23 protein-coding genes and 1 pseudogene are annotated in these 24790 nt (G+C 71.1%); 10 read left to right on the forward strand and 14 right to left on the reverse strand.

Features of this window, described 5'->3' with window-relative positions; all coding sequences use genetic code 11:
• Positions 1-224: 224 nt before the first annotated feature.
• A complete protein-coding gene (locus KUM39_RS00935) occupies positions 225-1421 on the reverse strand; it encodes a D-alanyl-D-alanine carboxypeptidase family protein (protein ID WP_217783355.1) in 1197 nt (398 codons plus the stop codon).
• A 414-nt stretch (positions 1422-1835) separates the two neighbouring features.
• The gene (rho, locus tag KUM39_RS00940) at positions 1836-2987 is read right to left on the reverse strand and encodes a transcription termination factor Rho (protein WP_217783356.1); all 1152 of its coding nucleotides are present in this window, start codon (positions 2985-2987) and stop codon (positions 1836-1838) included.
• A 476-nt stretch (positions 2988-3463) separates the two neighbouring features.
• On the opposite strand from rho, the gene KUM39_RS00945 reads away from it, so the two are divergent.
• Both KUM39_RS00945 and KUM39_RS00950 read left to right on the forward strand, forming a co-directional pair.
• Positions 3464-4747 (forward strand): cytochrome P450 family protein, encoded by a 1284-nt coding sequence (locus KUM39_RS00945; protein WP_372455688.1) that lies wholly within the window; start codon positions 3464-3466, stop codon positions 4745-4747.
• Between the two features lie 145 nt (positions 4748-4892).
• The gene (locus KUM39_RS00950) at positions 4893-5804 is read left to right on the forward strand and encodes a hypothetical protein (protein ID WP_246619367.1); all 912 of its coding nucleotides are present in this window, start codon (positions 4893-4895) and stop codon (positions 5802-5804) included.
• A gap of 3 nt (positions 5805-5807) precedes the next feature.
• Here KUM39_RS00950 and KUM39_RS00955 read toward each other — a convergent pair whose 3' ends face one another.
• Positions 5808-6197 (reverse strand): nuclear transport factor 2 family protein, encoded by a 390-nt coding sequence (locus KUM39_RS00955; protein WP_217783357.1) that lies wholly within the window; start codon positions 6195-6197, stop codon positions 5808-5810.
• Between the two features lie 118 nt (positions 6198-6315).
• On the opposite strand from KUM39_RS00955, the gene KUM39_RS00960 reads away from it, so the two are divergent.
• Entirely contained in the window at positions 6316-7077 is a 762-nt protein-coding gene (locus KUM39_RS00960) for a class I SAM-dependent methyltransferase (RefSeq protein WP_217783358.1), read from the forward strand.
• Here the strand turns inward: KUM39_RS00960 and KUM39_RS00965 are convergent.
• From KUM39_RS00965 to KUM39_RS00985, 5 genes are all read right to left on the reverse strand, one after another.
• Positions 7055-7852, reverse strand: a complete 798-nt coding sequence (locus tag KUM39_RS00965; protein WP_217783359.1) for a GntR family transcriptional regulator — start codon at positions 7850-7852, stop codon at positions 7055-7057. The two genes, KUM39_RS00960 and KUM39_RS00965, sit on opposite strands and share 23 nt — an antisense overlap.
• A 135-nt stretch (positions 7853-7987) precedes the next feature.
• Positions 7988-8956 carry an acetylxylan esterase gene (locus tag KUM39_RS00970; RefSeq protein WP_217783360.1) on the reverse strand — a complete coding sequence of 323 codons (969 nt, stop codon included), beginning with the start codon at positions 8954-8956 and terminating at the stop codon, positions 7988-7990.
• Between the two features lie 156 nt (positions 8957-9112).
• Entirely contained in the window at positions 9113-9697 is a 585-nt protein-coding gene (locus tag KUM39_RS00975) for an Rv1733c family protein (RefSeq protein WP_217783361.1), read from the reverse strand.
• A 232-nt stretch (positions 9698-9929) separates the two neighbouring features.
• Positions 9930-10649 carry a ferredoxin reductase gene (locus tag KUM39_RS00980; protein WP_217783487.1) on the reverse strand — a complete coding sequence of 240 codons (720 nt, stop codon included), beginning with the start codon at positions 10647-10649 and terminating at the stop codon, positions 9930-9932.
• Positions 10650-10791: 142 nt separating this feature from the next.
• Positions 10792-11397, reverse strand: a complete 606-nt coding sequence (locus KUM39_RS00985) for a sulfite oxidase-like oxidoreductase (protein ID WP_217783362.1) — start codon at positions 11395-11397, stop codon at positions 10792-10794.
• 166 nt (positions 11398-11563) lie between these two features.
• Between KUM39_RS00985 and KUM39_RS00990 the strand changes: the two genes are divergently transcribed.
• Entirely contained in the window at positions 11564-12490 is a 927-nt protein-coding gene (locus KUM39_RS00990) for an NADP-dependent oxidoreductase (protein WP_217783363.1), read from the forward strand.
• 68 nt (positions 12491-12558) lie between these two features.
• Complete coding sequence (locus KUM39_RS00995; RefSeq protein ID WP_246619413.1) at positions 12559-13404, forward strand: GNAT family N-acetyltransferase; 846 nt, start codon at positions 12559-12561, stop codon at positions 13402-13404.
• A 293-nt stretch (positions 13405-13697) separates the two neighbouring features.
• On the opposite strand, the gene KUM39_RS01000 is transcribed toward KUM39_RS00995, so the two are convergent.
• Entirely contained in the window at positions 13698-13865 is a 168-nt protein-coding gene (locus tag KUM39_RS01000; RefSeq protein ID WP_217783365.1) for a hypothetical protein, read from the reverse strand.
• Positions 13866-14453: 588 nt separating this feature from the next.
• On the opposite strand from KUM39_RS01000, the gene KUM39_RS01005 reads away from it, so the two are divergent.
• The gene (locus KUM39_RS01005; RefSeq protein WP_217783366.1) at positions 14454-14684 is read left to right on the forward strand and encodes a hypothetical protein; all 231 of its coding nucleotides are present in this window, start codon (positions 14454-14456) and stop codon (positions 14682-14684) included.
• Positions 14685-14952: 268 nt separating this feature from the next.
• On the opposite strand, the gene KUM39_RS01010 is transcribed toward KUM39_RS01005, so the two are convergent.
• The gene (locus KUM39_RS01010; protein WP_217783488.1) at positions 14953-15342 is read right to left on the reverse strand and encodes a MarR family winged helix-turn-helix transcriptional regulator; all 390 of its coding nucleotides are present in this window, start codon (positions 15340-15342) and stop codon (positions 14953-14955) included.
• 244 nt (positions 15343-15586) lie between these two features.
• On the opposite strand from KUM39_RS01010, the gene KUM39_RS01015 reads away from it, so the two are divergent.
• Both KUM39_RS01015 and KUM39_RS01020 read left to right on the forward strand, forming a co-directional pair.
• The gene (locus tag KUM39_RS01015; RefSeq protein WP_217783367.1) at positions 15587-16714 is read left to right on the forward strand and encodes a hypothetical protein; all 1128 of its coding nucleotides are present in this window, start codon (positions 15587-15589) and stop codon (positions 16712-16714) included.
• Positions 16715-17109: 395 nt separating this feature from the next.
• The gene (locus KUM39_RS01020) at positions 17110-18003 is read left to right on the forward strand and encodes a putative protein N(5)-glutamine methyltransferase (RefSeq protein ID WP_217783368.1); all 894 of its coding nucleotides are present in this window, start codon (positions 17110-17112) and stop codon (positions 18001-18003) included.
• A 662-nt stretch (positions 18004-18665) separates the two neighbouring features.
• On the opposite strand, the pseudogene istB reads toward KUM39_RS01020, so the two are convergent.
• A pseudogene (gene istB, locus KUM39_RS01025) lies at positions 18666-19319 on the reverse strand (IS21-like element helper ATPase IstB); the annotation flags it as partial.
• A gap of 71 nt (positions 19320-19390) precedes the next feature.
• On the opposite strand from istB, the gene KUM39_RS01030 reads away from it, so the two are divergent.
• Positions 19391-19936 (forward strand): hypothetical protein, encoded by a 546-nt coding sequence (locus tag KUM39_RS01030; protein WP_246619368.1) that lies wholly within the window; start codon positions 19391-19393, stop codon positions 19934-19936.
• On the opposite strand, the gene KUM39_RS01035 is transcribed toward KUM39_RS01030, so the two are convergent.
• The 3 genes from KUM39_RS01035 to KUM39_RS01045 form a co-directional block, all read right to left on the reverse strand.
• Positions 19891-20118, reverse strand: a complete 228-nt coding sequence (locus KUM39_RS01035) for a Mu transposase domain-containing protein (protein ID WP_217783498.1) — start codon at positions 20116-20118, stop codon at positions 19891-19893. The genes KUM39_RS01030 and KUM39_RS01035 overlap by 46 nt on opposite strands.
• 215 nt (positions 20119-20333) lie before the next feature.
• Positions 20334-20543 (reverse strand): hypothetical protein, encoded by a 210-nt coding sequence (locus tag KUM39_RS01040; RefSeq protein WP_217783369.1) that lies wholly within the window; start codon positions 20541-20543, stop codon positions 20334-20336.
• A 577-nt stretch (positions 20544-21120) separates the two neighbouring features.
• Positions 21121-23199 carry a SpoIIE family protein phosphatase gene (locus KUM39_RS01045; protein WP_217783489.1) on the reverse strand — a complete coding sequence of 693 codons (2079 nt, stop codon included), beginning with the start codon at positions 23197-23199 and terminating at the stop codon, positions 21121-21123.
• A gap of 568 nt (positions 23200-23767) precedes the next feature.
• On the opposite strand from KUM39_RS01045, the gene KUM39_RS01050 reads away from it, so the two are divergent.
• The gene (locus KUM39_RS01050; RefSeq protein WP_217783490.1) at positions 23768-24604 is read left to right on the forward strand and encodes a hypothetical protein; all 837 of its coding nucleotides are present in this window, start codon (positions 23768-23770) and stop codon (positions 24602-24604) included.
• The last annotated feature ends 186 nt before the right edge of the window (positions 24605-24790 follow it).

Below are 24790 nucleotides of genomic sequence, written 5' to 3' on the forward strand. Positions count from 1 at the left end.
TGGCTGCTGCCGTGCTTCGCGGTCCTGCTGCGCGCCGGGCACCCGCGCGTGGCGGGCGCCCTGTACGGCGTGCTGTGCACCAGTGTGGTGTGGCTCTGGTCGGACGACGCCTCGGGTGTCGGCGGCTTCCTCGGCTCCAACATCTATACGTGGATCACGCTCGGCCTGCTGTTCGGGTTGCCGGTGGGACGGCCGGTCGCACTGCCGTTGGAGTTGCGGCCGGGTCAGGCCGGATCGCTCCGGTCGGCCCGCTCCCCGCGTTCGGCCCGGTTGCCCTTGGCCCGCAGTGTGAGCGCGACCGCCCCGGCACCGAGTACGGCGAACCCGGCGACGGCGGCGGGGGACCAGCCTGAGTCCTCCGGCGGCGAGGTGGCGGCGGCGACCGGCGCGGCCGACGCGGTCGGCTTCGGCGCGGCCGGTCGCAGCGCGTCCAGCGAGCCCACCGGATCGACCTGACCCGCTGCGGCGAACCCCCAGTCCAGCAGCGCCCGCGCCTCCTCGTACACGGCGAGCCCGCCGCCCTCCTGAGGGTTCATCACGGTGGCGACGAGGGTACGGCCGCCCCGGTGCGCGGCCACGACGAGGGTGTTGCCCGCGTTGCTGGTGTAGCCGTTCTTGATGCCGATGAGGCCCGGATACCTGGCCACCCCGTCCTCACCGGTGAGCAGCCGGTTGGTGTTCTCGATGGCGAACGGCCAGCCGTCGCCGGGAAACTCCGCCTGCGCGGTGGCGCAGTACCGCGCGAAGTCCGCGTTATGCAGTCCGGCCCGGCCGAACACGGCCAGGTCGAACGCGGAGGACACCTGGCCCGGCGTGTCGTACCCGTCGGGGGAGACGACATGGGTGTCGAAGGCGCCGAGCGAACGCGCCTCGGTCTGCATCCGGGAGGCGGTCGCGTCCCAGCCGCCGTTGAGTGAGGCGAGCACATGGACCGCGTCGTTGCCGGAGCTGAGGAACACCCCGCGCCACAGGTCGGAGACGCTGTAGGTGTGGCCTTCCTCCACCCCGACCAGGCTGCTGCCCTCGGGTACGTCCGCCAGCTCCTCGTAGCGCACGGTGTGCTGCTGGGTGGCGGCGAGCTTCGGGAGCACGGTCAGCGCGAACAAGGTCTTCAGGGTGCTGGCGGGGGCCAGTCTGCGGTGGGCCTCGCTGGCGGCGAGCACGTTGCCGCTGGAGGCGTCGGCCACCAGCCAGGACAGCGCCGTCAGCGACGGGACCTCGGGCGCGCCGGGGTGCGGTCGGACCTGGGTGCCCTCGCCGTACAGCAGAGCGGGCTGGGGGACGGCCGCCCTCGGTGCGGGGGGCGCGGGTTCCCCCGCGCGGTGGGTGGCGGCGCCTGCGGCCGGCGCCAGGGCCAGCGTCCCCGCGACACACAGGGCGCAGGCCGTGGACACCGTCCGTCTGGAGAATCCGGTGATCATACGATCAACCTAGGAAGGTGTTCGCCGTGCTGCGCGGTGTCCGGGCCGGACGGTCTACGGGAGCAACCCGGATGACGCACCGGGGGAGCGGCGGCGAGGGTATGTGGCGTCAGCCTGTGTGGGGTGAACCGCAGTAAGGGGCTGCATGTCCCGATGTGATGTGGTGGCGGGCCATGTGCTGGAGCGCTGTGTGCGGGGCTGCTGTGCGCGAGGTGGCCTGCGTGCCCAGCTTTCGTGTGCGAGGTCATCATGTGCTGGGCGCCCATGTGCCGGGCCGCTATATGTCAGGACTCCAGACACCACGACCTCACACAGCGGCACCCCACATAGCGGTCCCTCACACAGCGGCCCCTCACATGGCGCCACCCCACACAGCGCCACCTCACATAGGCGCACCCCACATACCCCACCCCCTCACCCCACCGGCAAAGTAGGCCGCACCCGCCGCAGGAACGCCGCGTTGTCAGGGGTCTCCCGCATCCGCTCCAGCAGGGTCTCCAGTGCGGCCGGACCCCCGTCCCGAGAGCGGAGAACTCGCCGCAGCCCACGGCTGACCGCCAACTCCGCGGTGTCGAGCAGGAGTTCCTCGCGCCGGGTGCCGGAGCCGTCGAGATCGACGGCCGGGAAGATGCGGCGACCTGCGAGTTCGCGGTCCAGGCGGAGTTCCATGTTGCCGGTGCTCTTGAGTTCCTCGAAGAAGTAGCCGTCGGCGCGGGAGCCGGTGCCCACCAGCACGGTGGCGAGGATGGTCAGCGAGCCGCCCTCCTCCGCCTGCCGGGCGGCGCCGAAGAACCGCTTCGGGCCGATCAGCGCACCCGCGTCCACACCACCGCTCAGCGTGCGGCCACCCGAGGCCGAGGCGTTGTTGTGCGCCCTGCACAGCCGGGTCAGCGAGTCCAGCAGTATCACGACGTCCTCACCGGCCTCGACCAGCCGTTTCGCCCGCTCCACCACCAGTTCGGCGAGTGCGATGTGGTCCGTGGCCGGGCGGTCGAAGGTGGAGGCGTACACCTCGCCGCGCACCGACCGGCGCATCTCGGTGACCTCCTCGGGGCGTTCGTCCAGCAGCACGACCATCAGTCGGCTCTCCGGATGGTTCCCGGCGACGGCGGCGGCCAACTGCTGGAGCAGTACGGTCTTGCCGGTCTTCGGCGGTGCGACGATGAGCCCGCGCTGCCCCTTGCCGACCGGGGCGAGGAGGTCGGTGACCCGGCCCGCGAGACCGGACGCGGGGTGCTCCAGGCGGAGCCTGCGGTGGGGGTGGAGCGGGGTGAGATCGCGGAAGTGGCGACGGCCGCGAGTGGCGCCCGGCTCGCGGCCCTCGATCAGGGTGATGTCCGCCAGCGCGCGCTGGGCACCGCGTACGCCCTCGATCAGATCGCCCCCACGCAGGCCGTACCGGCGGATGAGCGCGGGCGGAACCTCCAGGTCACCGGGGGTGGGCAGGCAGTCGGGGCGTCGCAGACGTCCCTTCCCCCGCGCGTCGATGTCCAGCACGCCGACGAGGGTTCGGACTGCTTCGGGCCTCTGCTCGCGGAGATGGGGTGGTTCGAGTGTGGTGGTCATGGTGGTGGTCCTTTCGCGGACGGTCGCGCGGAAGCGGACGGTCGTACGGACGAGAGAGGAGAGGGGGAGGGAGCCGCGGACCGGGAGGGCCTGTATGCCTCGGCGCGGCGGGAACGACGGCACCTCGACACAAGGAGGTGGCGCGGGGAGACCGACGGGTCCGGGTCACGGGAGGACACGGGCGTCACGCGTCGGTTCGGAGGGGATCAGCACCGGCGCCCGAACGAAGGGGCGTACACAAGTGCTGCTCGCACCGTACCACTCATCGGTGCGGCGCGGCCACGGACGTGTCGAACGCGGCCACCGACCTGTCAACGGAACACGGCCGCCCGCTATTCCCACCAGCCCGGCGGCTCCCGTCACGTCACCTCCGCACCGGATTGCGTGCCGATTCCGTCGAGTACGGTGCCGCACGGTGGTCGGGCCCCTACGCTCGGGCTCGTCCTCCTCGTCCCACGGCCGTCAGGGAGAGCCCGGTGGAGTCCACCCCCGCCAGCGCGACGCACCGCACGGCACACCCCGGCGGCTGCCCGTACATCCCGCCCGTCAAGGGTGCCCCGACCGTCCCGGATGCCGCCGACGCCCGCCTGGAGACGCACGGCAGCGTCACGCCCGTCCTCCTGCCCGGCGGGATCGAGGGGATGGCCGTACTCGGGTACGAGGCGTTGCGAGAGTTTCTCCAGCATCCCGAAGTCGCCAAGAACGCACGCCACTTCGCCGCATTACGAGAAGGCCGGGTGCCCTCCGGGTGGCCCCTGCTGACCTTCGCCACGGTGCCGGGCATGACGACCGCCGACGGCGCTGACCACCGACGGCTGCGGTCGCTGGTCAGCCGGACGTTCACGCCTCGCCGTGTCGAGGAACTACGTCCGCGCATCGAGGAGTTGACGACAACTCTCCTCGACGGACTGGCGGACGCCGCCGAGGCGGGAGGTGGCACGGTGGATCTGCGGGCCCACTACGCGCTCCCTCTGCCGATGGCCGTCATCTGTGAACTCCTGGGCGTGGACGAGGAGTTCAGGAGCCGTCTGCACCAGCTGTCGAATCAGGTCGTCGCCACCGGTATCCCGCCGGAGCAGGTGATCGCCGCCAACCGTGAACTCGTCGCCGTTCTCGCCGAGGTGACCGCCCGGCGTGTCGAGCGCCCCGGCGACGACCTCACGAGTGCCCTGATCGCCGCGCGGGACGAGGGCGGCGACCGGCTCGGCGCCGAGGAGCTGACCGGCACCCTGACCCTGATGATCATCGCCGGGCACGAGACCACGCTGAACCTCGTCACCAACGCCGTACGCGCCCTGTGCGGCCACCCCGACCAGCTCGAACTGGTACGCGACGGCCGGGCCGACTGGGGTGATGTGGTCGAGGAGACCCTGCGCCTGCACTCCCCGGTGCGCCTCTTCCCGTTCCGCTACCCAGTGCGCGACCTCACCGTGGACGGCACCCGGATACCGGCCGGGACGCCCGTCCTCGCCGGATACCTGGCCGCCGGACGCGACCCGGCCGCACACGGCCCGGACGCCGACCGCTTCGACGTCACCCGGCCCGCACGCCCCGGCGCCGTACGGCATCTCTCCCTGGGGCACGGCTCCCACTACTGTCCGGGCGGACCGCTCGCCCGGCTGGAGGCCACCGTCGCCCTGGAACGGCTGTTCGCCCGCTTCCCCGATCTGGAGCTCGCCGTACCCGACGCCCAACTCCCCTGGCACGAAGGGTTCGTGGGAAACAGCGTGGACAAACTCCCCGTTCGGCTCGGCGGCTGAACATGCCCGGCCGCCCGGCTCGCTGATTCCTCAACGTCGTTGGGAACCGGAGCGGAAGGACACCCTCCTGTCCCCGGCGTCCCCACCCCGTAACGATGCCGGATCTGGGGGGACTTGACCCGTCGGGGTGCACTATCGTCCCCTCATGGCCACGCCTCCCCAGCCCCCGCAGCCGGCCGACCGGCCCGCACCGCCGCCCGGACAGCCCGCACCGCAGGCGGGGATTCCGCCGCAGCCCTCGGCCTACCCCTATCCGCACCCGCAGTCCCCGCCGCCGGGGAACATCCACGCCACCCCCACCCTGGTGGGCCGGCCGGGTCCGCCGCCGCCCGGATTCCCCGGCAACCCCTACGCGCAGCAGCCCCCGTACGGCGCCTATCCCGGTGGCCCGCAGCCCGGTGCGGGCGGCGGAGCAGGAGCGGCGGGGCGCGCGGTGCTGTGGGTGGCTCTCGGCGCCGTCGTGGCCTCCGCCGCCTGGGCCGCCGGTGTCTTCCTGTTCGGCGCGGGCCCAGGCACCGCCGCCGAACTGCGCGGCTACGCGGCCCCGTCCGACATGTGCACCCGTTCGGACTACGCCTCCTTCAAGGACGAGTACCCGCAGGCCGACTCCTCCCCGACGCACACCACCCTCAAGGACCCGGCGCTGGACGAGAGTTACTGCAGCATGGGCATGAAGAAATCAGGCTCCACCTACAGCGACGCCTATCTGTCCCTCCAGCTCGATCTTCACCGGAAGACCGACCCCGGACCGGAGTTCACCGCCACCTGGAAGAACTACGGTGACAGCCATGACGGTTACGACGTCAGCCCGGTGAGCGGCATCGGCGACGAGGCGTACCTCGTCAGCCAGGACACCACCGCTGGTTCCAGCGGCGGTTCGACCAGCGGTTCCCGCTACGCCACCCTCGCCGTGCGCGACGGCTGGGTGACGTACACGATGAGCTACAGCGCGTACCTCAGCACGTACTCGCAGGACAAGGCCCCGCCCGCGCTCGCGGACGTGTCCGACTGGCTGAAGGCGGACAGCAGGGCGACCCTGGCCCGGCTCAGGGACTGACGCTCAGGCTCCGGCGTGGCGCGCGATGTTCTCGAACCGCGCGCCCATCGCCCGGGCGAGCGCCTGCGCGGCCGACAGCGGGCGGACCATGACCATGAAGTCCTCGATCAGTCCGTCCTCGTTCAGCCGCAGGAAGTCGCAGCCGGTCAGCTCGCGGCCGTCCACCCGCGCGGTGAACACCAGTGCGTGGTCGCGGCCGTCCGGGGAGCCGATCTCGCGTACGTACCTGAAGTCCTCGAAGACCTGCGCCACTTCACGCAGGACGGCACCGGTGACGGCCTTGCCCGCGTAGGGCTTGAAGGCCACCGGACTGGTGAAGACCACGTCCTCGGCCAGCAGCGCCACGGCGGCGTCCATGTCTCCCGCTTCCACCGCGTCGCGGAACGCGCGCACCGGATCACCTCGTCTGTTCTGGTCAGGGGGCCGACCGTCCGGCCCGGACTCGGACGCCGACGAGCGTAGTGAGCCATGATCCGCCTGTCCACGGCCACCCAGCGCCTACGCTGGCCGAATGTTCAGCCCCGAAGGCCCCACGTTGCGCGAACTCGCCGTGCAGGCACTGTCGTCCGTCGAACGCGGCTACGACCTGCTCGCCCCGAAGTTCGACCACACCCCCTTCCGCACCCCCGACGCGGTACTGGACGCGGTCGCCGGGGCACTGGCGCCGCTCGGTCCCTTCGAGGACGGCCTCGACCTGTGCTGCGGCACCGGCGCCGGTACCCGCGTACTCGCCGGACTGTGCCAACGGAGCGTCACCGGCGTGGACTTCAGCGCCGGGATGCTCGACGTGGCCGCCGCCCGGAGCCGGGACGCGGTGGTGGCCGCCGGGCCACGTCTCTCCTGGGTGCGGGCCGACGCGCGGGCGCTGCCGTTCCGCGACGCCTTCGATCTCGTGGCCAGCTTCGGCGCGCTCGGACACTTCCTGCCCGGCGAACTCCCCGGCCTATTCGCGGGGTTGCACACCGCGCTGCGCCCCGGTGGCCGGTTCGTCCTCCCCGTCCTCGCACCGCCGCGCCCGACGAGCCCCGCGTTCTGGACGCTGCTCGGCTTCGACGCCGTCATGCGGGTGCGCAACGCCCTGTGGCGTCCGTCGTTCGTCATGTACTACCGCGCCTTCCGGCTCGGTGACGTGCTCGCGGATCTGCGCGGCGCGGGCTTCGACGTGGAGTTGACGGCCCTGCCCGGCTTCGGGAACCGGGACGACGGCAGCCCGCGCGCCCGGCTGGTCACGGCCGTGCGTCCCGGTACGCCTACACCGCCGCCGGGAGTGTGAACTCGTAGACCAGCGCGTCCCGTTCGGCGTTGACCACCAGATCGGTGATCTCCAGCGGACGCGCGTGCTGGTCGTGCACCCGCCGGGTCACGCGGACCGAGGAGGCCGCGCCGATCTGGGTGATCGCGTCCCGGTGGTGCAGGGTCAGTCCGGCCCGCCGCATCCAGTCGTAGGCGCGGCGCAGTTGGGCGGGCGTCGCCCCGTCGGCACGGTCCCGGTAGCGGCCCAGCTCGGCCACCTCCGCCAGCGCCACTGCCGAGAACGACGTCACCGCCGTACGCAGCGACCGGCCGTCCGGCGTGGCCGACCGGTAGCGGTGCACCAGCGTCGGGCTGCGCGGGGCGAGATCGAGGGCCGCCGCGTGCTCGGGCGGTGGCTCCTCCCAGGCGACCGTGGCCCGGTCCACCGCGCCCAGCTCCGCGGATCGCGCGCCCACCGGGAACGTCAGCGACACCGGGTCCTCCAATGGGGCGCCGGACAGCGTGACATGGCTGCCCCGCCGGTCGGTGGCGACCAGCCCGCCGCGCCGCAGGACGTCCAGCGCCTGCCGGACGGTCTCCCGGCTCACCGCGTAGCGCCGTGCCAAGTCCCGCTCTCCGGGCAGGCGTTCACCGGGTGGGACGGCACCGGCCCGTACCTCGTCCAGGAGGAGCGAGGCGACGCGCCGGTACAGCGGCGTCTCCAGCGGACCGTGCGGATCGTACGGCACGGGGTGGGCGGGGAGGTGGTGCGGGGTGGTGCGGGCCGGACTGTTTCGCGGGGTGGTGCGGGCCATGCCGCCCTCTCTTCGATGACGAGGTGTAGCCGCGCGGGCTCGGTGCGCCACCAGATCTACACTGGTCTACACCACGTGGGAAGAGTGGCCCGACGGTTCGGCCGAAACCGGCCCGCACCTCGCCGGGGGACGTGCTCAGAGATACGACCGCAGCCAGCGCAGCTGACGCTCCTGCTGGTAAGGGCCGCCGCCCTCATGGTCGTTGAAGTCGTACACCTCGATCTCCTTCTCCGGGCCCGCCCACGCGTTGAACGCCGCGAACACCGTCGAGGGCGGGCACACCTCGTCCTCCAGGGCCGTCGAGAACAGCGCCGGTGCCCGGCCGCGGGCTGCGAAATGGACGCCGTCGAAGTACGACAGTGTGCGCAGGACGTCGGCCGTGCGACCCCGGTGCGTCTTGAGGAACAGGCCGATCTCACGGTACGGATGACGGTTCGTCAGAGAGATCGCGCGCGGGAAGTCGCACAGGAACGGTACGTCCGGTGCCACCGCCACCAGGTCCGGAACCAGCGCCCCGACCGCGACGGAGATGCCGCCGCCCTGGCTCGCCCCGAGCACCGCCGTGCGCGACGCGTCCGTCAGCGGGTGCGAACGGGCTGCCTCGACCGCGCGCACCGCGTCCGTGAACACCCGCCGGTAGTAGTAGTTCTCCGGAGCGTCGATGCCTCGCGTCATGTATCCGGGATGCGCGGGCCCCGCACCCACGGGGTCGGCCGTCGCGCCCCCGCCGCCCCACACGCTGCCCTGCCCGCGCGTGTCCATCACGAAGTGCGCACGGCCCGTTGACGCCCACAGCAGGTTCTCGTGTGCCAGGCCGCGCCCGCCGCCGTAGCCGATGAACTCCACGACCAGCGGCAGAGGTTCGGTCGCGCCCGCCGGTACGCGCAGCCAGCCCCGCACCGGGTGACCGCCGTACCCCGCGAACGTCACGTCGTACACGTCGATCGTGGCCAGCCCCGCGTCCACCGGTGCGAATCGTGCGTCCAGCGGCAACGCCCTCGCGTCCTTGAGTGTGGTGTCCCAGAACTCCTCGAAGTCGTCCGGGGCGCTGGAGTCGCTGCGGTACGTGCGCAGTTGGGCGAGGGGCAGATCGAACAGGGCCATCGGGGACCGCCTTCGGGGTGGTGAGCTGTGTGTCTGTCCGCGGGTGCTCACCGTATGCGAGGGGCCGATCGTGGCCGGAAAGGTGATGCGGAGTGGTTGCGGGTGGTGCGTGCACCGCCGGTCGCGGTGCCGTCGCGGAGGCCGTGCGCGGCGTGTTCACGTCTTCGGGCGGGTCCACTCCGGGCCGGTGCGGGCCCACTCCTGCTCCCATTCGGCGAGCCGGTGGCGGAGGGCCACCCGGCGCCGGAGAGCGTGGCCGAGGAGAACGACGCCCGCGGTGGCGGCGGACGCGCACACGCCGAGGGTGAGGGTGTGCTGCCACACCGCGGTGTCGCTCGGCGGCGGCGCGACGGCGCGGCCCAGGCGGTCGCGCCACACGGTGACCGTGTCACCGGGACCGGTTCCCACAGGGACCGCCACGGTGGCGGTGCGTACCGCACCACGCGGTTCGGTCCAGCGGACCTCTGCGCGGGACGGGCGGCGCTGCTCGCCTTCGACGTGGGTGGGTCGGCCGGGCGGGTCGGCCACCACCACGGCCCGCGTCGGGTGCAGGTCGGCGCGCTGCCGCTCCGCGAGCGCCCGCGCGCTGTCATGGGCGAGCAGCCCGGCGATCACCCCGGCCAGCGGGACGGCCACGGTCAGCAGGACGGCGACGACCAGCACGGCCCAGGCGTCGATGACATCGGAACGGCGCCGCAGGGGATTGCGCCGCCAGCGCCAGCCGTGGATACGGGTGCGCATACCCCACCTCCTCGCCGTGGGGACGCCGGAGGCGGGGCGGGGGAGAGAACCGGTGTGGTCGCGGCACACATCCGTCCGTCCGCCGTGCGGGGCGTCCACCACCTCTCGTACCCCGTACGAAGCGCCTCGCGCACGGCCGACGGTCCTCACTTCCGGCCCGTTCTACGGCGGAGCTACGAGGCGGAACGCCAGGTGGGGCGGGAGATACGGTGGTGGCGGGTGTTGCTGGTGATCAGCCGAAGCGTTCGATGCGGATGCGATCAACCGGCTGTCCGGCGGCGACCAAGAGTCGGGAGGCGTGTTCGGCGAACCCGTTGGAGCCGCACACATAGGCTTCCCACCCACCCGCGGGCTGTTCCGCCAGGAGGGGCGCCACATGTGCGGCCGTCATACGGCCCACCGGCACACCGTGTGGTGCTCCACGGGTGTAGACGACCGTCGTCTCGTCGCCCAGCTCGTCCGCGTAGATCAGCTCCTCGGGACGGCGCGCCGACACCACCATGCGCAGCGGCACGTCCAGGCGCCGTGCGCGGTGGTGGCGGACCATCGACATCAGCGGGACGACGCCCGAACCGGCCCCGAGCAGCAGGGCGGGCCGGTCGCCCGGCCAGGCGAAGAAGCCGCTCAGCGGGCCGCGTACCTCGATCGTGTCACCGGGCCGCGCCACCGTGTGGAACCAGCCCGAGACCTCGCCGTCCGGCACCGCGTCCAGGGTGAGCTCGATGTGCCCCGAGTCGTCCGGCGGGGACGCGATCGAATAGTGGCGCTGGGCCACATAGCCGTCCTCGGCGGTCAGCCGGAGCATCAGATGCTGTCCCGGCAGATGCCCGGCCCACTCCGGCACCGCGAGCCGGAAGGTGGCCGCGTGCGGCGTCTCCCGCCGTACCCCGGCCAGCGTGGCGGTCTGCCAGGTGGACGCCGTGTCCTCGCCCACCGCGATACGGCCGGGCACGGCGAAACGGGTACGGGGCACGGCGGAGACGGCGGCACGGGTGCTGCCCGGCCCGGCCGGTCCGGTACCGCCGGTGTCCGTCCCGGCGGCCGATCGGCTCTCGGCCGGGGTCGTCCCGGCCTCTCTCACGGACGTCGTGCTGTCAGTCACCGGAGTACCGCTGTTCCTTCCACGGGTTGCCCCGCGCGTGATAGCCGTTCTGCTCCCAGAAACCCGGCTCGTCGTGGTCGAGGAGGGTGATGCCCGCGATCCACTTGGTGCTCTTCCAGAAGTACAGGTGGGGCACCACCAGCCGGGCCGGACCGCCGTGTTCGGCGGGCAGTGGCTTGCCGCCGTACTCCCAGACGATCCAGGCCCGGCCGCCGGTGAGGTCCGCGAGCGGCAGGCTGGAGGTGTAGCCGGTGTGCGAGTAGGCAACGGCATGGGTGGCGGACCCATGTGGCCGGACCACACTGAAGAACGCGTCCAGGGAGACCCCGCCGAACTCCACCCCGAACTTCGACCAGCCCGTCACACAGTGGATGTCGCCCGCGTAGGCGGAGGCGGGCAGCGCCCGTGCCTCGTCCCAGTCCCAGGTGCGGGTCCGCTCCACCAGACCGTCCACGCGGAAGGTCCAGTCGGCCGGTGACAGGTCCGGCGTGACCTCGGCGGACAGCACGGGCCACTCGTCGCGCGCGTCGTACTGACCCGGCGGCAGCCCCGGATCCGCCGCGCGCGGGCGGCCCGCGAAACCTCGGGTGACGTTCATGCCTCCACGGTACGTGGTCGGAACACATGCTCCGGCCCAGGTCGGGCCGCAGGTCGTCGCGGCCGTACGAACTCCGCGGGCGCCGGGAATAGTGGCCCGCCCCATGTGCTTGCCGCACAGTGTCGGCGGCCGAGCGGCGCCGGTACGACGGAAGCGAGGAACGAGGATGCCCAAGGCGTACGTCTACACGCGCCACGGCGGTCCGGAGACCGAGGCGCTGACCGAGGTGGACCGTCCGGTGCCGGGACCCGGCCAACTCCTGATCGCCGTGCGGGCGGCGGGAGTGAACCCCATCGACTGGAAACTGCGCTCCGGTTACCGCCGTCCCGGCGAGGACGAGCGGACCTTCCCGGCGGGCATCGGCAGCGAGGCCGCCGGTGTGGTGGTGGAGACCGGCGAGGGGGTGACCGGCTTCGGGCCCGGCGACGAGGTGTTCGGCAACACCGTGGACGGCGGGTACGCCGAGTTCGCCCTGCTCCCGGTGACCGTGGCCGCCCACAAGCCCGCCGCGCTGTCCTTCACGGACGCCGCCACCCTCCCGGTCGCCGCGGCCACCGCCTACGACGGAGTGCACCAGCTCGCCCTGCCCGCCGGGGCGACTCTGCTGGTCACGGGCGCGGGCGGCGGAGTCGGCGCGGCCGCCGCGCAGATCGCGCACGCCCTCGGCATCCGGGTGGTGGGCGTGGCGAGCGAGCCCAAGAAGGACTTCGTCGAGTCGCTGGGCGCCGTGCACGTCCCCTCGGGACCCGACCTCGCCACACGGGTGCGCGCCGCCGTGCCGGGTGGAGTGGACGGCGTGTTCGATCTGGTGGGCGGTGACACGCTCACCGAGGCCGCCGGACTGCTCGCGGACCCCGCCCGCCTGATCACCGCGGCGGCCTCGCCGGACACCGTCGCCGCGCTGGGCGGCGCGCGGGTGGCGCGCGCCAGGACCGCCGCCGTCCTGGACGCGGTGGCCGACCTCGTCGTGCGGGGCGTACTGAACCCGTACGTCACCGAAACCGTCCCACTGGACCGCGCGGGCGAGGCACTGCGCGCCGTCGAGAACGGGCACACGCGGGGCAAGATCGTGATCGAGGTGACCTCCGCATGACCGCGACGGACACGCCGACGGGCATGCCGCCCACCACTGATGCCTGCGCCGGTGTGGGTGCCGAGCACATGTGGCCCGACCACACACACGTGCTCGACCGACCGGCCCTCGCCGCACTGACCGGCCCGCACGCCCGCTTCGCCGAGCGGCGCGGCCGGGTGCTGCGCTATCCGCCGGACGTCACGCCCTGGCAGGCGCTGCCCGAGCAGCCGGACGCGGACGACTGGGCCGATGCCGTCGTGCTCGCCGGACCAGGCGCCGAGGTACCGCTGCTCGGCTTCCACGGGGAGGTGCCGGACGGCTGGGACATCACCTTCCGGGTCGAGGGCGTCCAGCTCGTGGACGACGGACTCGTCACCGCGCCCGACCCTGAGGCGGTGCCGCTCGGCCCGGCCGACGTGCCCGAGATCCTGGACCTCGTGGCTCGCACCCAGCCGGGTCCGTTCTTGCCGCGCACGATCGAACTCGGCACCTACCTGGGCATCCGCCGTGACGGCGCCCTCATCGCGATGGCGGGGGAGCGGCTCCACCCGCCGGGCTGGACCGAGATCAGCGCCGTCTGCACCGATCCGGCCCACCGGGGCGAGGGCCTCGCCTCCCGGCTCGTCCTTGCTGTCGCCCACGGCATCCGGGAACGCGGCGAGACCCCGTTCCTGCACACCGGTGCCGGTAATACCCACGCCATCCGGCTCTACGAGGCGCTCGGTTTCCGGTTGCGCCGAAAGACGGTGTTCATGGGCGCACGACCCTCTGCGGCATATGTGCGCCGGGCACATGTGCCCGGGGCACATGGGGGAGCCGCTATCGGTGGTGCGGGTGCGGGTGCGGGTGCGGATGTGGGTGCGACGGACGCCGGACCGGTCGGTGATTCGGCCGCTCCGCCGCACGACGGGGAGCCGTTGCCGGTGACCTGACCTGACCTGACCTGACCTGACCAGCGGCGTCCGGCCGACGATCACCGGGTCACGCCATGCGGTCCTGTCGCTCTGCGGGACACCGACGAATCGGTGTTCTGAGCAGTGACGGAACGGTCCTCATCGTGATCGCGGTGGGGGCCGTTCCTCTTTGCTGCCGTGGTTGGGGCAGGGACGGTGTCCCGGGTGCGTGCTTGATCGGCCCGAGGGGCTCTGGGGCGCCGGGTGGACTGGACTGTCGGCTGTGTAATTTCTCTACCGGTTACCGGTGAGAGGTCTATCCCACTGGCTGGTCAGGTGGCCTGCGGGATTCCAGATGCCGATGGGTCTGATCGGTCGGTGGTGGGTTGGGTGTCCGTGGGGTTGGTGACCACCGGGCGGATGGCCGCGAGCCGGCGGTCGATCTTGCGTCGGTTGGCGTGGGTGAGTTCGAAGGCCAGCAGGAGGGTCTGGGCTGCCATACCGCCGTTTGCGGAGGGTGCCGGGCTGTTCGATCGCTTCCTGAAGTGGGCCTTTGGCGAAGCCGTTGAAGCCTTCGACGCTATTGCTGAGGCGGAACCAGACGCGCTGCCAGTCTTCGCTGCCACAGGGTAGGGCTTGGTGGGGTTGGTCTCCAGCCTCGGGCAGGATGGTGATCGACCGCTGGGCGGGGACCTTCGCTGGTCCGGCGGGGCTCGGCTCCGGGTCGGTCAGGGGCAGGAAATCTCTGGTCACTGGCCTCCATCGGTTCCTCATCCCGAACGAATAGCAAGGACATCCCGAACGAATAGCAAGGAAAGGTAATGGCACCCTGTCAATGGTCTGAAGGGTGTCCCGGTCGCGGCCCGGCATTCCGATTGTGTGAGGCTGCGCCGCCTGTGCAGGTCCGGTGACAGAGAGCCGGAAGGCCTCGACCGATCCAGGACCCGAGCCGCATATTGCTCATCATGCAGCCTTCGAACACGGCCTCACAGAAGCGGAAGCCGCCTCCTCCGGTCATCGTCATGATCGCCTGGGTGGGGCTGTTCGCCATTGGCCTAGGCATAACCGGAATTGTGCTCGCGATCGGCATGGGCGACCCGCGCGCACTGTTACTAGTGCTCTGCGCTCTTTTCCCTGGTGCCACGGTCCTCGGGCTTTGGCAGGGCAACAGCGGGGCCCGCTTCGTGGCGACCGCCTTCTTCGGGGTGATACCCGGCCTGCTGCTCCTCGCCCTCCCCAGGTCGTCCCGAGCCTGGTTCAACCCCCTCTTCTACGACGTCCCGGACGACCTCGACGACCTCGATGACAAGGTCACATAGCGCTCAGGACAAACCGGAACGAAGCACAGGTGACGGAGGCCGCCTACCTCCTCGCCGTGTTCTGCCTGCTCCGTTTCCCGGCATGGAGACCGATGGACGCAGCAGGGCTCGGGCACCGGAAAATGATCACAGCAAGCGTGGGAACACCCTTGCCAGCCCGGACATCACGACTGCTCGGCGAGTTCCGTCGGCGCCGTTCTGCCGTCCTGCCGGAGCCGATTCGGTTCGGGCAGTGCGGCAGGAGGGCTCGGGTGGGCTCCGGCAGGGCTCAGGAGCTGGAGGCCCCCGCGTTGTACCGCTCCAGGTACGCGGCGAAGCGGACCAGATCCGCTTCGGGCCAGTCCGCGAGGCGCTCACGGAAGGCGGACCGGCGGCTTCGGGTGACCTGGGCGAGGATCTCGTCGCCCGCCGGGGTGAGGTGCAGTAGCTGCACCCGGTGGTCGTCCGGTGCGAGCCGACGTTCGATCAGGCCCGACCGTTCCAGCGCGCTCACCTGGCGGCTCACGGTGGACTTGTCCAGCCCGTAGTGCGACGCCAGGTCCGTGGCACGGCAACCGCCGCTCTCCTCCAGATGCCCGAGCAGCGTGTACGACACCAGGGACAGCTCGGGATGCATCCGCCCCGCAGTGGACCGCGCCCGGCGGGCGAAGGCCGTCATCTCCCGCTGGATCGTTTCCACCGCGTTCTCGGCCACCGTCTCGGCCACGGCTTCCGTCTCCGCGGCTTCCTTCGTCTCCGCGGTTCGCGCCGCCGCGCGTGTCGTCACCTTTGCGGCGGACCTCTCCGCGCTCACCGGACCACCCTCATCGACCCCATCGGAATACCTCCTCGCACCACTTGGTTGTATAGTACAACTTGTGTATGGAGTTGTATAAGCCAACCATTGGAGGTTCGAGCACGCGATGAGGTCACCCGCACTGCGCCATGTGCTGACGCACCTGATCACCCCGCTGTTGATGTGCCTCGGTATGGGGCTGGCGTACATGGGGGCTTTCGTGACCCCGGAGCCGCACCACATGCCGGTGGCCGTCGTGGGCGAGGCGCCCCAAGCCAAGGTGTTCGCGCAGACCGTCAAGGACCAGGCCGGGGACAAGCTCGACGTCCGGACCGTGGACACCCGCGCCGAGGCCGTCCACCTGCTGAAGTCGCGGGATGTGACCGGCGCCTATGTGCCGAACGCGAAGGCGCCCGAACTGCTCGTTGCCACGGCCGCCTCCGACATGGGGGCCACCGCCGTGGAGAAGGTCTTCACCCCGGTCGCGGCGCAGGAAGGCGTGCCGCTCAAGGTCACCGACGTGGCCGCGCCCGTGGCCGACGACCCCACCGGGCAGGGCCTGTTCTTCCTGCTGATCGCGGTCAGCATCGGCTCGTACGCCTCCGTCGCCGCTCTCGGTACGGCCGGTGCGGCGCTCGCCCTGCGGATACGAGCCCTGCTCGCGGTCGGCGTGGCGGCCGTGGTCGGCGGCATCGGCGTCCTGCTCGCCGGACCGGTGTTCCATCTCGCGCACCACGGCCTCGCCGCCGTCTGGGGCATGGCCTGGCTGTACTCGGCGGGCATCCTGCTCATCGGCGTCGGCCTGCACACCTTCCTGAAGCGCTGGACCACGCTGGCCATGATGGTGCTGTTCGTGATGCTGAACTTCACCAGCTCCGGCGGACTGTTCCGGCCGGAACTGCAGAACGGTTTCTTCGGCACCCTGCACGCCTTCTGGAACGGCGCCGGGTTCGTCGAGGGCGTCCGTAGCCTGCTGTACTTCGGCAGCGACGGTCTTGGCCGTCAGATGTGGACGCTCGCCGTATGGCTGCTCGTCGGCCTCGCCATGACCGCGCTCGCCGGTGCCTGGGAACGGACCCGGAAGACGGACGACACCGGCGCGGGCGACCCGCAGACCGATCTGGCGCCGAACTTCCCGCACCGTTCCCACCAGGCCAGGCACGCTCGCCCGGAAGCCCGCACCGAGGAGGCCAGGGACGAGGAAGTCAGGGTGGCCGAAGAGGAGGAAGAGGCCGAGGAAGCGGTCGGAGTCTGACACCAAGCTCCCGCCAGCCCGCCAGCCCGCCAGCCCGCCAGCCCGCCAGCCCGCCAGCCCGCCAGCCCGGCACCGGCCACCATCCACCGGCACCGGCGCGTCACACGTGGTGCGTGCCCACATGTGGTGAGCCCACACCCCAGCACCCGTCACGGCCCCGAGCCTCGGCGGGTGCTGCGATAGGGTGGCGTCCGCCCGCGTGAGGTGCGCGGGCGGTGCGACCGAGGAGGTGAGACCCATTACCGCTGTGTCGGCCGGGGTGCTCTCTCCTCGTGACGGGTCCAGGTGACCCTGCCCGGACACGCGCGCCGGACTCTGTGAGAACACGGAGGCCCGGTGTCGGTGGCCGCGAGAGCGCCCTGTGGCTCCCGTCCACCGAAAGGCATACGCCTCCCATGTCCTCTTCGTCCGAGTCCCGTTTCTCCGCTCCCGTTTCCGCTTCCACCTCTGCTGCGCGACCTCCGTCTTCCGAGGCCCCGCTCACCCCGTCCGCCGTCGTCTCCGTACTGCGGGCCGCGGGCTGCGTCTTCGCGGAGGACGAGGCCCGTCTCATCCTCGCCGCCGCGCACGACGAGCAGGATCTCGCTGCCAAGGTCGCGCGACGCGTCGCCGGGCATCCGCTCGAACAGGTCGTCGGCTGGGCCGAGTTCCACGGGCTGCGCATCAGCGTCGAGCCCGGAGTCTTCGTCCCCCGCAGACGCACCGAGTTCCTGATCGACCAGGCCCTGGCCCACGCATCGCTCGCAGCGCACTCTCCCAGCGCCCCGGGCACCCCGGTGGTGGTCGATCTCTGCTGCGGCTCCGGCGCCCTCGGCGCGGCCCTCGCCGCCGAACTCGGCACCGCCGAGGTCCATGTCGAAGTCCACGCCGCCGACATCGACCCCGTCGCCGTCCGCTGCGCCCGCCGCAATCTCGCGCCCTATGGCGGGCACGCCCACGAGGGCGACCTGTTCGCCGCACTCCCCGCCGACCTGCGGGGCCGTATCGGCATCCTCACCGCCAACGTGCCGTATGTGCCCACCCGCGAGGTGCCGTTGCTTCCCACCGAGGCCCGCGACCACGAACCGGCCACCGCGCTGGACGGCGGCGCCGACGGCCTCGACGTCCTGCGCCGTGTCGCGGCCGAAGCGCCCGCCTGGCTGGCCCCCGGTGGCTGCCTCCTCTCCGAGACCAGCGAACGCCAGGCCCGCGCGGCAGCCGACGCGTTCGCGGCGGCCGGCCTCACCGCGCACGTCGCCGTGGCCGAGGAGGAGTACGCACATGTGGTGATCGGGGTCCAGGAGCGCTGAGTCGCGGGACGACCATGTGGGCCGACCCCATAGGCGCGGACACCGGGTCGGCCCATCACCACCCGTCCCCAGTCCCAGCCCCAGCCCCAGCCGCATCCCCGCCGCATCCGCAGCGCATCCGCGGCCGTCCCAGTCGCAGCCGGAACGAGGACCCCGACCCCCTATGGCTTCGTTCACTTCAAGCGGCAGCGTTTGTCTGCCGGTTTGAGCAGCAGTTGGCGATCTTGAGGCTCGTGGGTGTTCACGAGAAATGACGTCACTGCCGGAGCGCGTGGTGACCGACAGAGTTGCCCGGCCGCGATCGGAGACTGCTCGATGCGCTGCCCTATCCTTCTGCCGTGGCGAACAGGCTACGGAATTGGGCAGGAGGGGGTTGGGATGTCACGAGACCCGAGGGGCGGTTTCCTTGACGGCCCGGCTTGGATGCTTTTGAGCATTCTGTTCTTCGGTTGGACGGCGGCTAGTAGTGGTACCGCGCCCTGGGTGAGGATCGCCGCGACGCTGATGCTGGTGACCTGGGTGGTGTGGCTGGCGAGGTATCTTCTGCGACGTGCCCGCGACCGTGGGTCTTCGGAGTCGGATGGATCGGCATCCTGAAAGACGCCGAGGTCGGGGCCGGTCGGCCGTGAGGCGGCCGACCGGCGGGTTGCGACCGGCAGAGATCAGCTGGCCTTGGCGGGTTCCTCGGCTCGGGCTCGGGTGCCGGCGAGGCGGTAGGAGTCGGTGCCGGTTTCGATGATGGTGCCGTTGAAGGTGAGGCAGGCGACGATGGCCGCGCAGAGTCGGGGGTCGGTGAGGGTCTTGGTCCAGCCGCCGAAGGACTCGTTGGAGGCGATGGCGACGCTGTGCTTCTCCTCGCGCTCGGTCAGGATCTGGAAGAGAAGTTCGGCGCCGTGGCGGTTGAGTTCCATGTAGCCGAGTTCGTCGATGCAGAGCAGGTTGACGCGGCCGTGGCGGGCGATGGTCTTGTTCAGCTCTTCTCGTCCGCGGCCTCGACCAGCTCGTTCACGAGCTTGGTGGCGAGGGTGTAGCGGACGCGGTAGCCCTTCATCGCAGTCTCGGTTCCCAGAGCGATGAGCATGTGGGACTTGCCGGTGCCGGAGTCGCCGATCAGGCAGAGGGGCTGGCTCTTCAATCCATTCGCAGCTGGCGAGGGTGTGGATGGTGGCCGGGTCGATGTTCGGGTTGGCGTCGGAGTCGAATGCCTGCAGGGACTTCTCCCGGGGGAAACCTGCTGCCTTGATCCGCCTCTCCGAGCGGCGCCGTGCGCGGTCGTCGCACTCGGCCATCAGCAGCTCGGCGAGGAAGCCGCGGTAGACACCTCAGGTACATAAGTCGTCAAGCCAGGCCGGTCATCATTCGAATGGACGTCGATAGCATCATGGACATGCCTGACGTATGGATTGGCTTCAACTCTGATGACCGCCAGAGAGCTTGGTGGCAGAACGGTCTCGTGACGCTGGCCCTCACTGCTGCGATGGTGGTGATGATCCTGACCAACGAATCGAACAAATGGTGGTTCGTGAGTGGCCTTGGAGTCGTCGCTGTGGTCGCGTTCGTCGGAACGGTCAATCTGATCTATGGCAGGGTCCTCCTGACCGCAAGGGGACTGGAGTTCCGGACTTTCGTCAGCAGGCGGGTCATCCCTTGGAGCGAGGTCGCCGGGATCGAGACGCGGCGGCGGGTGGTCCGGAGCAGAGTTCTGTGTGATCTGCGAGTCGTCAGGGTTCGTGGGCGGGCGATCACGATTCCGGGGACGGCCACCAGCCGGGTGATGGATGCCGAGCTTGAGCGGAAGCAGGTAGCCATTCAGGAGCGCTGGTCCCGCGCGGTAACGGCTGATGGACCGGTGAATCTCCCGGCTGAACGGGCCTGCTCCAGGGCCGTTCAGCCGGGAAAGGCACCCGGTTTGCGGACGAGGGCCTCCACGTAGTGGTCCAGCTCCAGGCGGATTCCGTACTTGGCGATCAGGCGTTCATGCCGGGCCACTTCCACGTTCTGGTCGTAGACCGCCAGGTGGGAGGCGTGCAGCATGACCCGGACCTTCTTGCCGATCAAGCGGACGGGGACCGAGTAGCGGTTGGTCCGGACGGTGATTTGGCTGTAGCGGTCCACTCGTGGTGTGAACAGCCGGCCCGTTTCGAACGGCTCGTCCGGCAGGGGCGTCAGCAGCGACTGTTCGACGGCGAAGTACTCGTCGATGGTCCGCGGTCTGGCACCGATGCGACGACGTCCGTCGTGGATGTCCCACTGATCGACCAGTTCGTTCAGCTCGGCGAGCGAGTCGACTTCGGGGGCGGGCGTGAAGTGGTGTGGCGGAAGTAGCCGATCTACCCCTCGACTCCGCCCTTCTCGTGGGCGCCCTCGATGCCGGGGCGACAGTAGAAGCTCTCGATGCCGAAGTGGGAGCGGAAGGCGATCCAGCGGTCCGTTTCCACCCGGGCCCGGCTGAGTCCCAGGACCTGGGCGGCAGCAGACTTCAGGTTGTCATGGCGGACCTTGGTTCGCGGAACCCCGCCCAGCGTCCTGAGCGCGTGCACGTGGCCTTCAAAGAACGCCTCCTGCCCGCAGGAGGCGGAAACGCGGTGGACGGCCTTGCCGGAATACGACAGGCGGAAGGAGAACAGGTAGCTGGTAGGAGATGTCCTCGACGCCTGTCTCCTCAACGAGCCGGTGGAAGATCCGCGTGACCGTGTGCCGCTGCTTCCGCGGCGCATCCAGGTCCGCCCACAGCATCTGGTCGATCACGAACTTGTACGGATCGAGAGCTGTAGCGCGAGGAGGGAGCTTCTTGGCTCCAGCCAGGCAGAGTTCACCGCCTTCCGAACCCTCCGATACGTCACCCCGTACTTGCGCTCCAGGGCTCGCATCGACATCCCAGCACGGTGGTCACGCCGGATCGCCGCATACCACTCGACCTTCGATATCTGCGGCATGATCAGCGCCTTTCACCAGGCGCATCCCGATGCCGCCCTGGCAAGAACCGCCGCGCTGTCAAAAGCACGTGAACATCACCCGACCGTGGATCGGGGTGCCTCCCAAACCCATGAACAACCGCTGTCGCTACCCGTGAACAAAGCCAATCCCAGTCGCAGCCGGGACGACGAACCCGGCCCCCTACCGAGCCCGAGCGATCAGCAGTGCCACGTCATCATGGTTGTCCGGCCGGTGCAGTGTCCGCAGAAGCAGATCGCAGGTCTCCTCCAACGGCCGCCCGGACCGCCCGAGCAGGGACAGCAGGGTGTCCAGCCGCTCGTCCAGGGCGTCGCTCCGTGTTTCGACCAGGCCGTCCGTGTAGAGCACCAGCTCATCGCCCGGCTCGAAGTCGAAGGTCACTGCGGAGAACCCCACCCCGCCCACGCCCAGCGGCACACCGGTCGGCAGATCGAGCAGTTCCGGTGCCCGGCCGGGGCGTACCCGTACCGGCGGCAGATGGCCCGCGTTGGCGATGCGGCACTGCCGCAGCCGGGGGTCGTGGACGACGTAGAGGCAGGTGGCGATGGACTGGTCGAGGCCGGAGGTGGTCCGGTCGAGGTGGCCGAGCAGGGCGGCGGGGTCCAGACCGAGGTGGGCCAGCGTGGTGATCACCGTGCGCAGCCGCCCCATCGTGGCGGCGGCGCCGATGCCGCTGCCCATCACGTCGCCCACCACCAGCGCGGTCCGGTCGCCGTCCAGCGGGACCACGTCGAACCAGTCCCCGCCCACCTCGCTGGTCGCGCCCGCCGGTTGGTAGCGCGATGCCACCTCCAGGCCCGCCGGTTCCGGCGGACGTTCCGGCAGCAGACTCCGCTGGAGGGTGAGCGCGGTGTCGCGGGCGTTCTGGTACCAGCGGGCGTTGTCGATCTGCACCGCCGCGCGCGCCGCCAGCTCGCGGGCGAGCAGGACGTCGTCGGCGTCGAACGGCGCCGGGTTCCGGGTCCGTTTGAGGTCCAGGGCGCCCAGCACCTCCCCGCGCGCGATCAGCGGCACCGCCAGATACGAGTGCAGCCCCGCGCGGGCGAGCTGCGCCGCCGCCTCCGCCGAGCGGGCGATGCGCGGCAGGTCCTCGTCGGTCACCCGGCGCACCAGCACCGGTTCGCCCGAGCGGACACACTCGGTGACCAGACGGTCCGGTGCGTACCGGGCGATCCGGCCGGGCGGGTCGGCGGCCCGTACCGCGTCCGAGTCCTGACGGGCGCGCAGCGCCAGCGCCCGCATCAGCGCCGCGTCCGCCGGACCGAGGGTGCTCGGGCGGCCGTCCACGACCGAGTCGAGCAGATCCACGGCGGCGAGGTCCGCGAGTTCCGGCACCGCCACCTCGGCCAGCTCGCCCGCCGTGCGGTCCAGCTCCAGCGTCGTACCGATCCGCGCGGTCGCGTCCGCGATGACCGCGAGCCTCCGCCGCGCCGCCTCCGCCGCCAGCGCGGCCCGGTGCGGCTCGGTGATGTCCACCAGGGACAGTGCCACGCCCAGCACATTGCCCAGGGAGTCCTCCAGCCGGTACAGGGACAGCGACCAGGTGCGGTCACCGTCCGGATCGGCGGGCGTACGGCCCACCACTGTCCGGTCGATGACCGGCGTGCCGGTGTCGAGGACCTGCCGGGACGTTTCCTCCAGCGTGTCGGCGTCGAGCAGCGGCAGGAGCTCGCGCAGGGTGCGCCCGAGGTGCGCCTCGGCCGGGATGCCGTCGGTCCGTTCCAGCGCCGGGTTCACCGACACGAACCGCAGCCCGGTGTCCAGCACCGCGAGCCCGTTGGGGGACTGCCGCACCATGCGCTCCGAGAGAGCCACGCCCTGTTCGAGCCGTCGTACGGTCGCCTGGTCGGCGGCGAGGCCGAGGGCGTAGACGGCGCCCTGGGCGTCCATGAGCCGCATGTTGCGGAACTCCACCAGTCGGATGGTGCCGTCCTTGTGCCGGATCGGGAAGCCGCCCGCCCAGCTCCGGCCGGTGCGCATCACGTCGGCGAACAGCTCCCCGACCAGCTTCAGGTGCCGTTCGTGCACCATCAGCCGGGCCGCGTACTGCCCCAGCGCCTCGCGCGCGGTGTAGCCGAACAGGTCCTCGGCCTGGGGGCTCCACAGCACGATGCGTCCGTCGTCGGCCAGCACCACGGAGGCCAGCCCGAGCGTGTCGAGCAGCCCGCCCGGCCGCAGCGCGCCCGACGGGGGTTCCTCGCCGTCGGCTCCCGCGTAGCCAGGCGTCCCGGCCCCGGTCACGCCGCGCACCGGCCTCTCACCGGTCTCCCCGGTGTCGTACGGGTACGGCGGACCGCCGCACGTACCGGTTCCGCTCGCTCCACCGCGCTCACCCCGGTTTCCGGCAGCCGCCCGTTTCTCTACGTATCCAGGTCGCTACGTAGCTACGTCGCTATGTCTCTGCGCCTCCCTCCACCATCCCCCACGACGGGCGACGGCGTCCGCCGGGAACGCGCCGGGGCGTCCAGCCGGAGCACATCGGAAGGCACCGGAGCGCGTCGAAACGCACCGGAGCACAGGGGAGCACATGGGGGATGGCGCCATGACTCCTTGAGAACTGGTGTGGCCCCGCCACGTCCTCGCCCCCTCGTCAGGGTTCACCCCCGCGTCTCGTAATTGGTCTGTACATGCCGACCTTGGCCCCGTCAGACTGTCCGCCGACGGAGTACCCCCACCCCCCACCTCTGTTGCAGGAGTTGGCATGCCCGCGTCCGCTACACCTTGCGCCACCACTCTTTGCGCCACCACCCCTCGCGCCGCCGCCCCACGCACCCGCCCCCGCGCTTTCTGCCGAGCCGCCCTCGCCGGACTGGTTACCCTCGCCTCCGCCGCTGTCGTGTCCCTCGCGGCGCCCGCGCCCGCCTTCGCCGCCGACACCTGGACGGAGACCGGTTCAGACCGGGCCGACCCGCTCACCGAGAGCCAGGGCCTGGCCTCGGTGGAGGTCCCGGTGAACAGCCCGAACCGGTACACGGGCGTCGGTACCATCCCGCTCTCCGTGTCCAGCCGGGGCTGGAACCATGTGGGCGACCCCGACGCCTCCGCCGACGGGCACTACATCGAGCCCTACCAGCGGGACGACGGCAACACCAAGATGTACCGGGTGCAGGCCCCCGGCGGTGCCTGGTCGGAGTACGTGCACACGCTCGCCCCCGGCGAGGCCATGAACAACTCCTGGGACGCGATCTCGCCGGACGGCCAGTGGATGCTGTCGGGGGAGTGGGGCGCGATGAACCGCCTCCTGGTCTTCCCGACCCCCGGCATCAACCCGGCCGCCTCGCCCTCGGCGAACCTGCCCCTGGTGTCCCAGGTGCGGCTCGACCACGCCGTACGCGACGTTCAGGGCTGCGACTTCTCCTCCCCGACCACCCTGCTCTGCTCCTCGGACGACCCCGAGGGCTCCCTCTTCGGCATCACCAAGCCGCTGCTCCAGATCGACCTCTCGGCCGCGCCGAACGGGTCCGGCGACGTCACCGGGCACGTCACCGCACTCCGCCAACTGCCGCTGCGCAGCGCCTGTTCCGGCAGCTTCGAGGCCGAGGGCATCGACTACGACCGCCGGACCGGCGTCCTCCGGGTCATCGTCGTGTCGCCCGGCTTCTGCACCGTCGTGGACAGCAAGACGTACAAGTTCACGCGCGGCTGAACCCCGGCCCGGCCCCTGCTCCGCCCTGATCCGACTCCGGTTCGGCTCCGGCCCGGCTCTGCTCCGGCTCGTCCCGGTGCGGGTGCGGGTGCGGGTGCGGGTGCCGGTGTCAGGGGACGGTGCGGGCGCCGGACCGGCTCGTTCCGGCCCCGGCTCAGCGGAAAGTTCGTGGTTTTCCGGTCGTAC

The organism is Streptomyces corallincola, from assembly GCF_019104725.1.
Classification (GTDB): domain Bacteria; phylum Actinomycetota; class Actinomycetes; order Streptomycetales; family Streptomycetaceae; genus Streptomyces; species Streptomyces corallincola.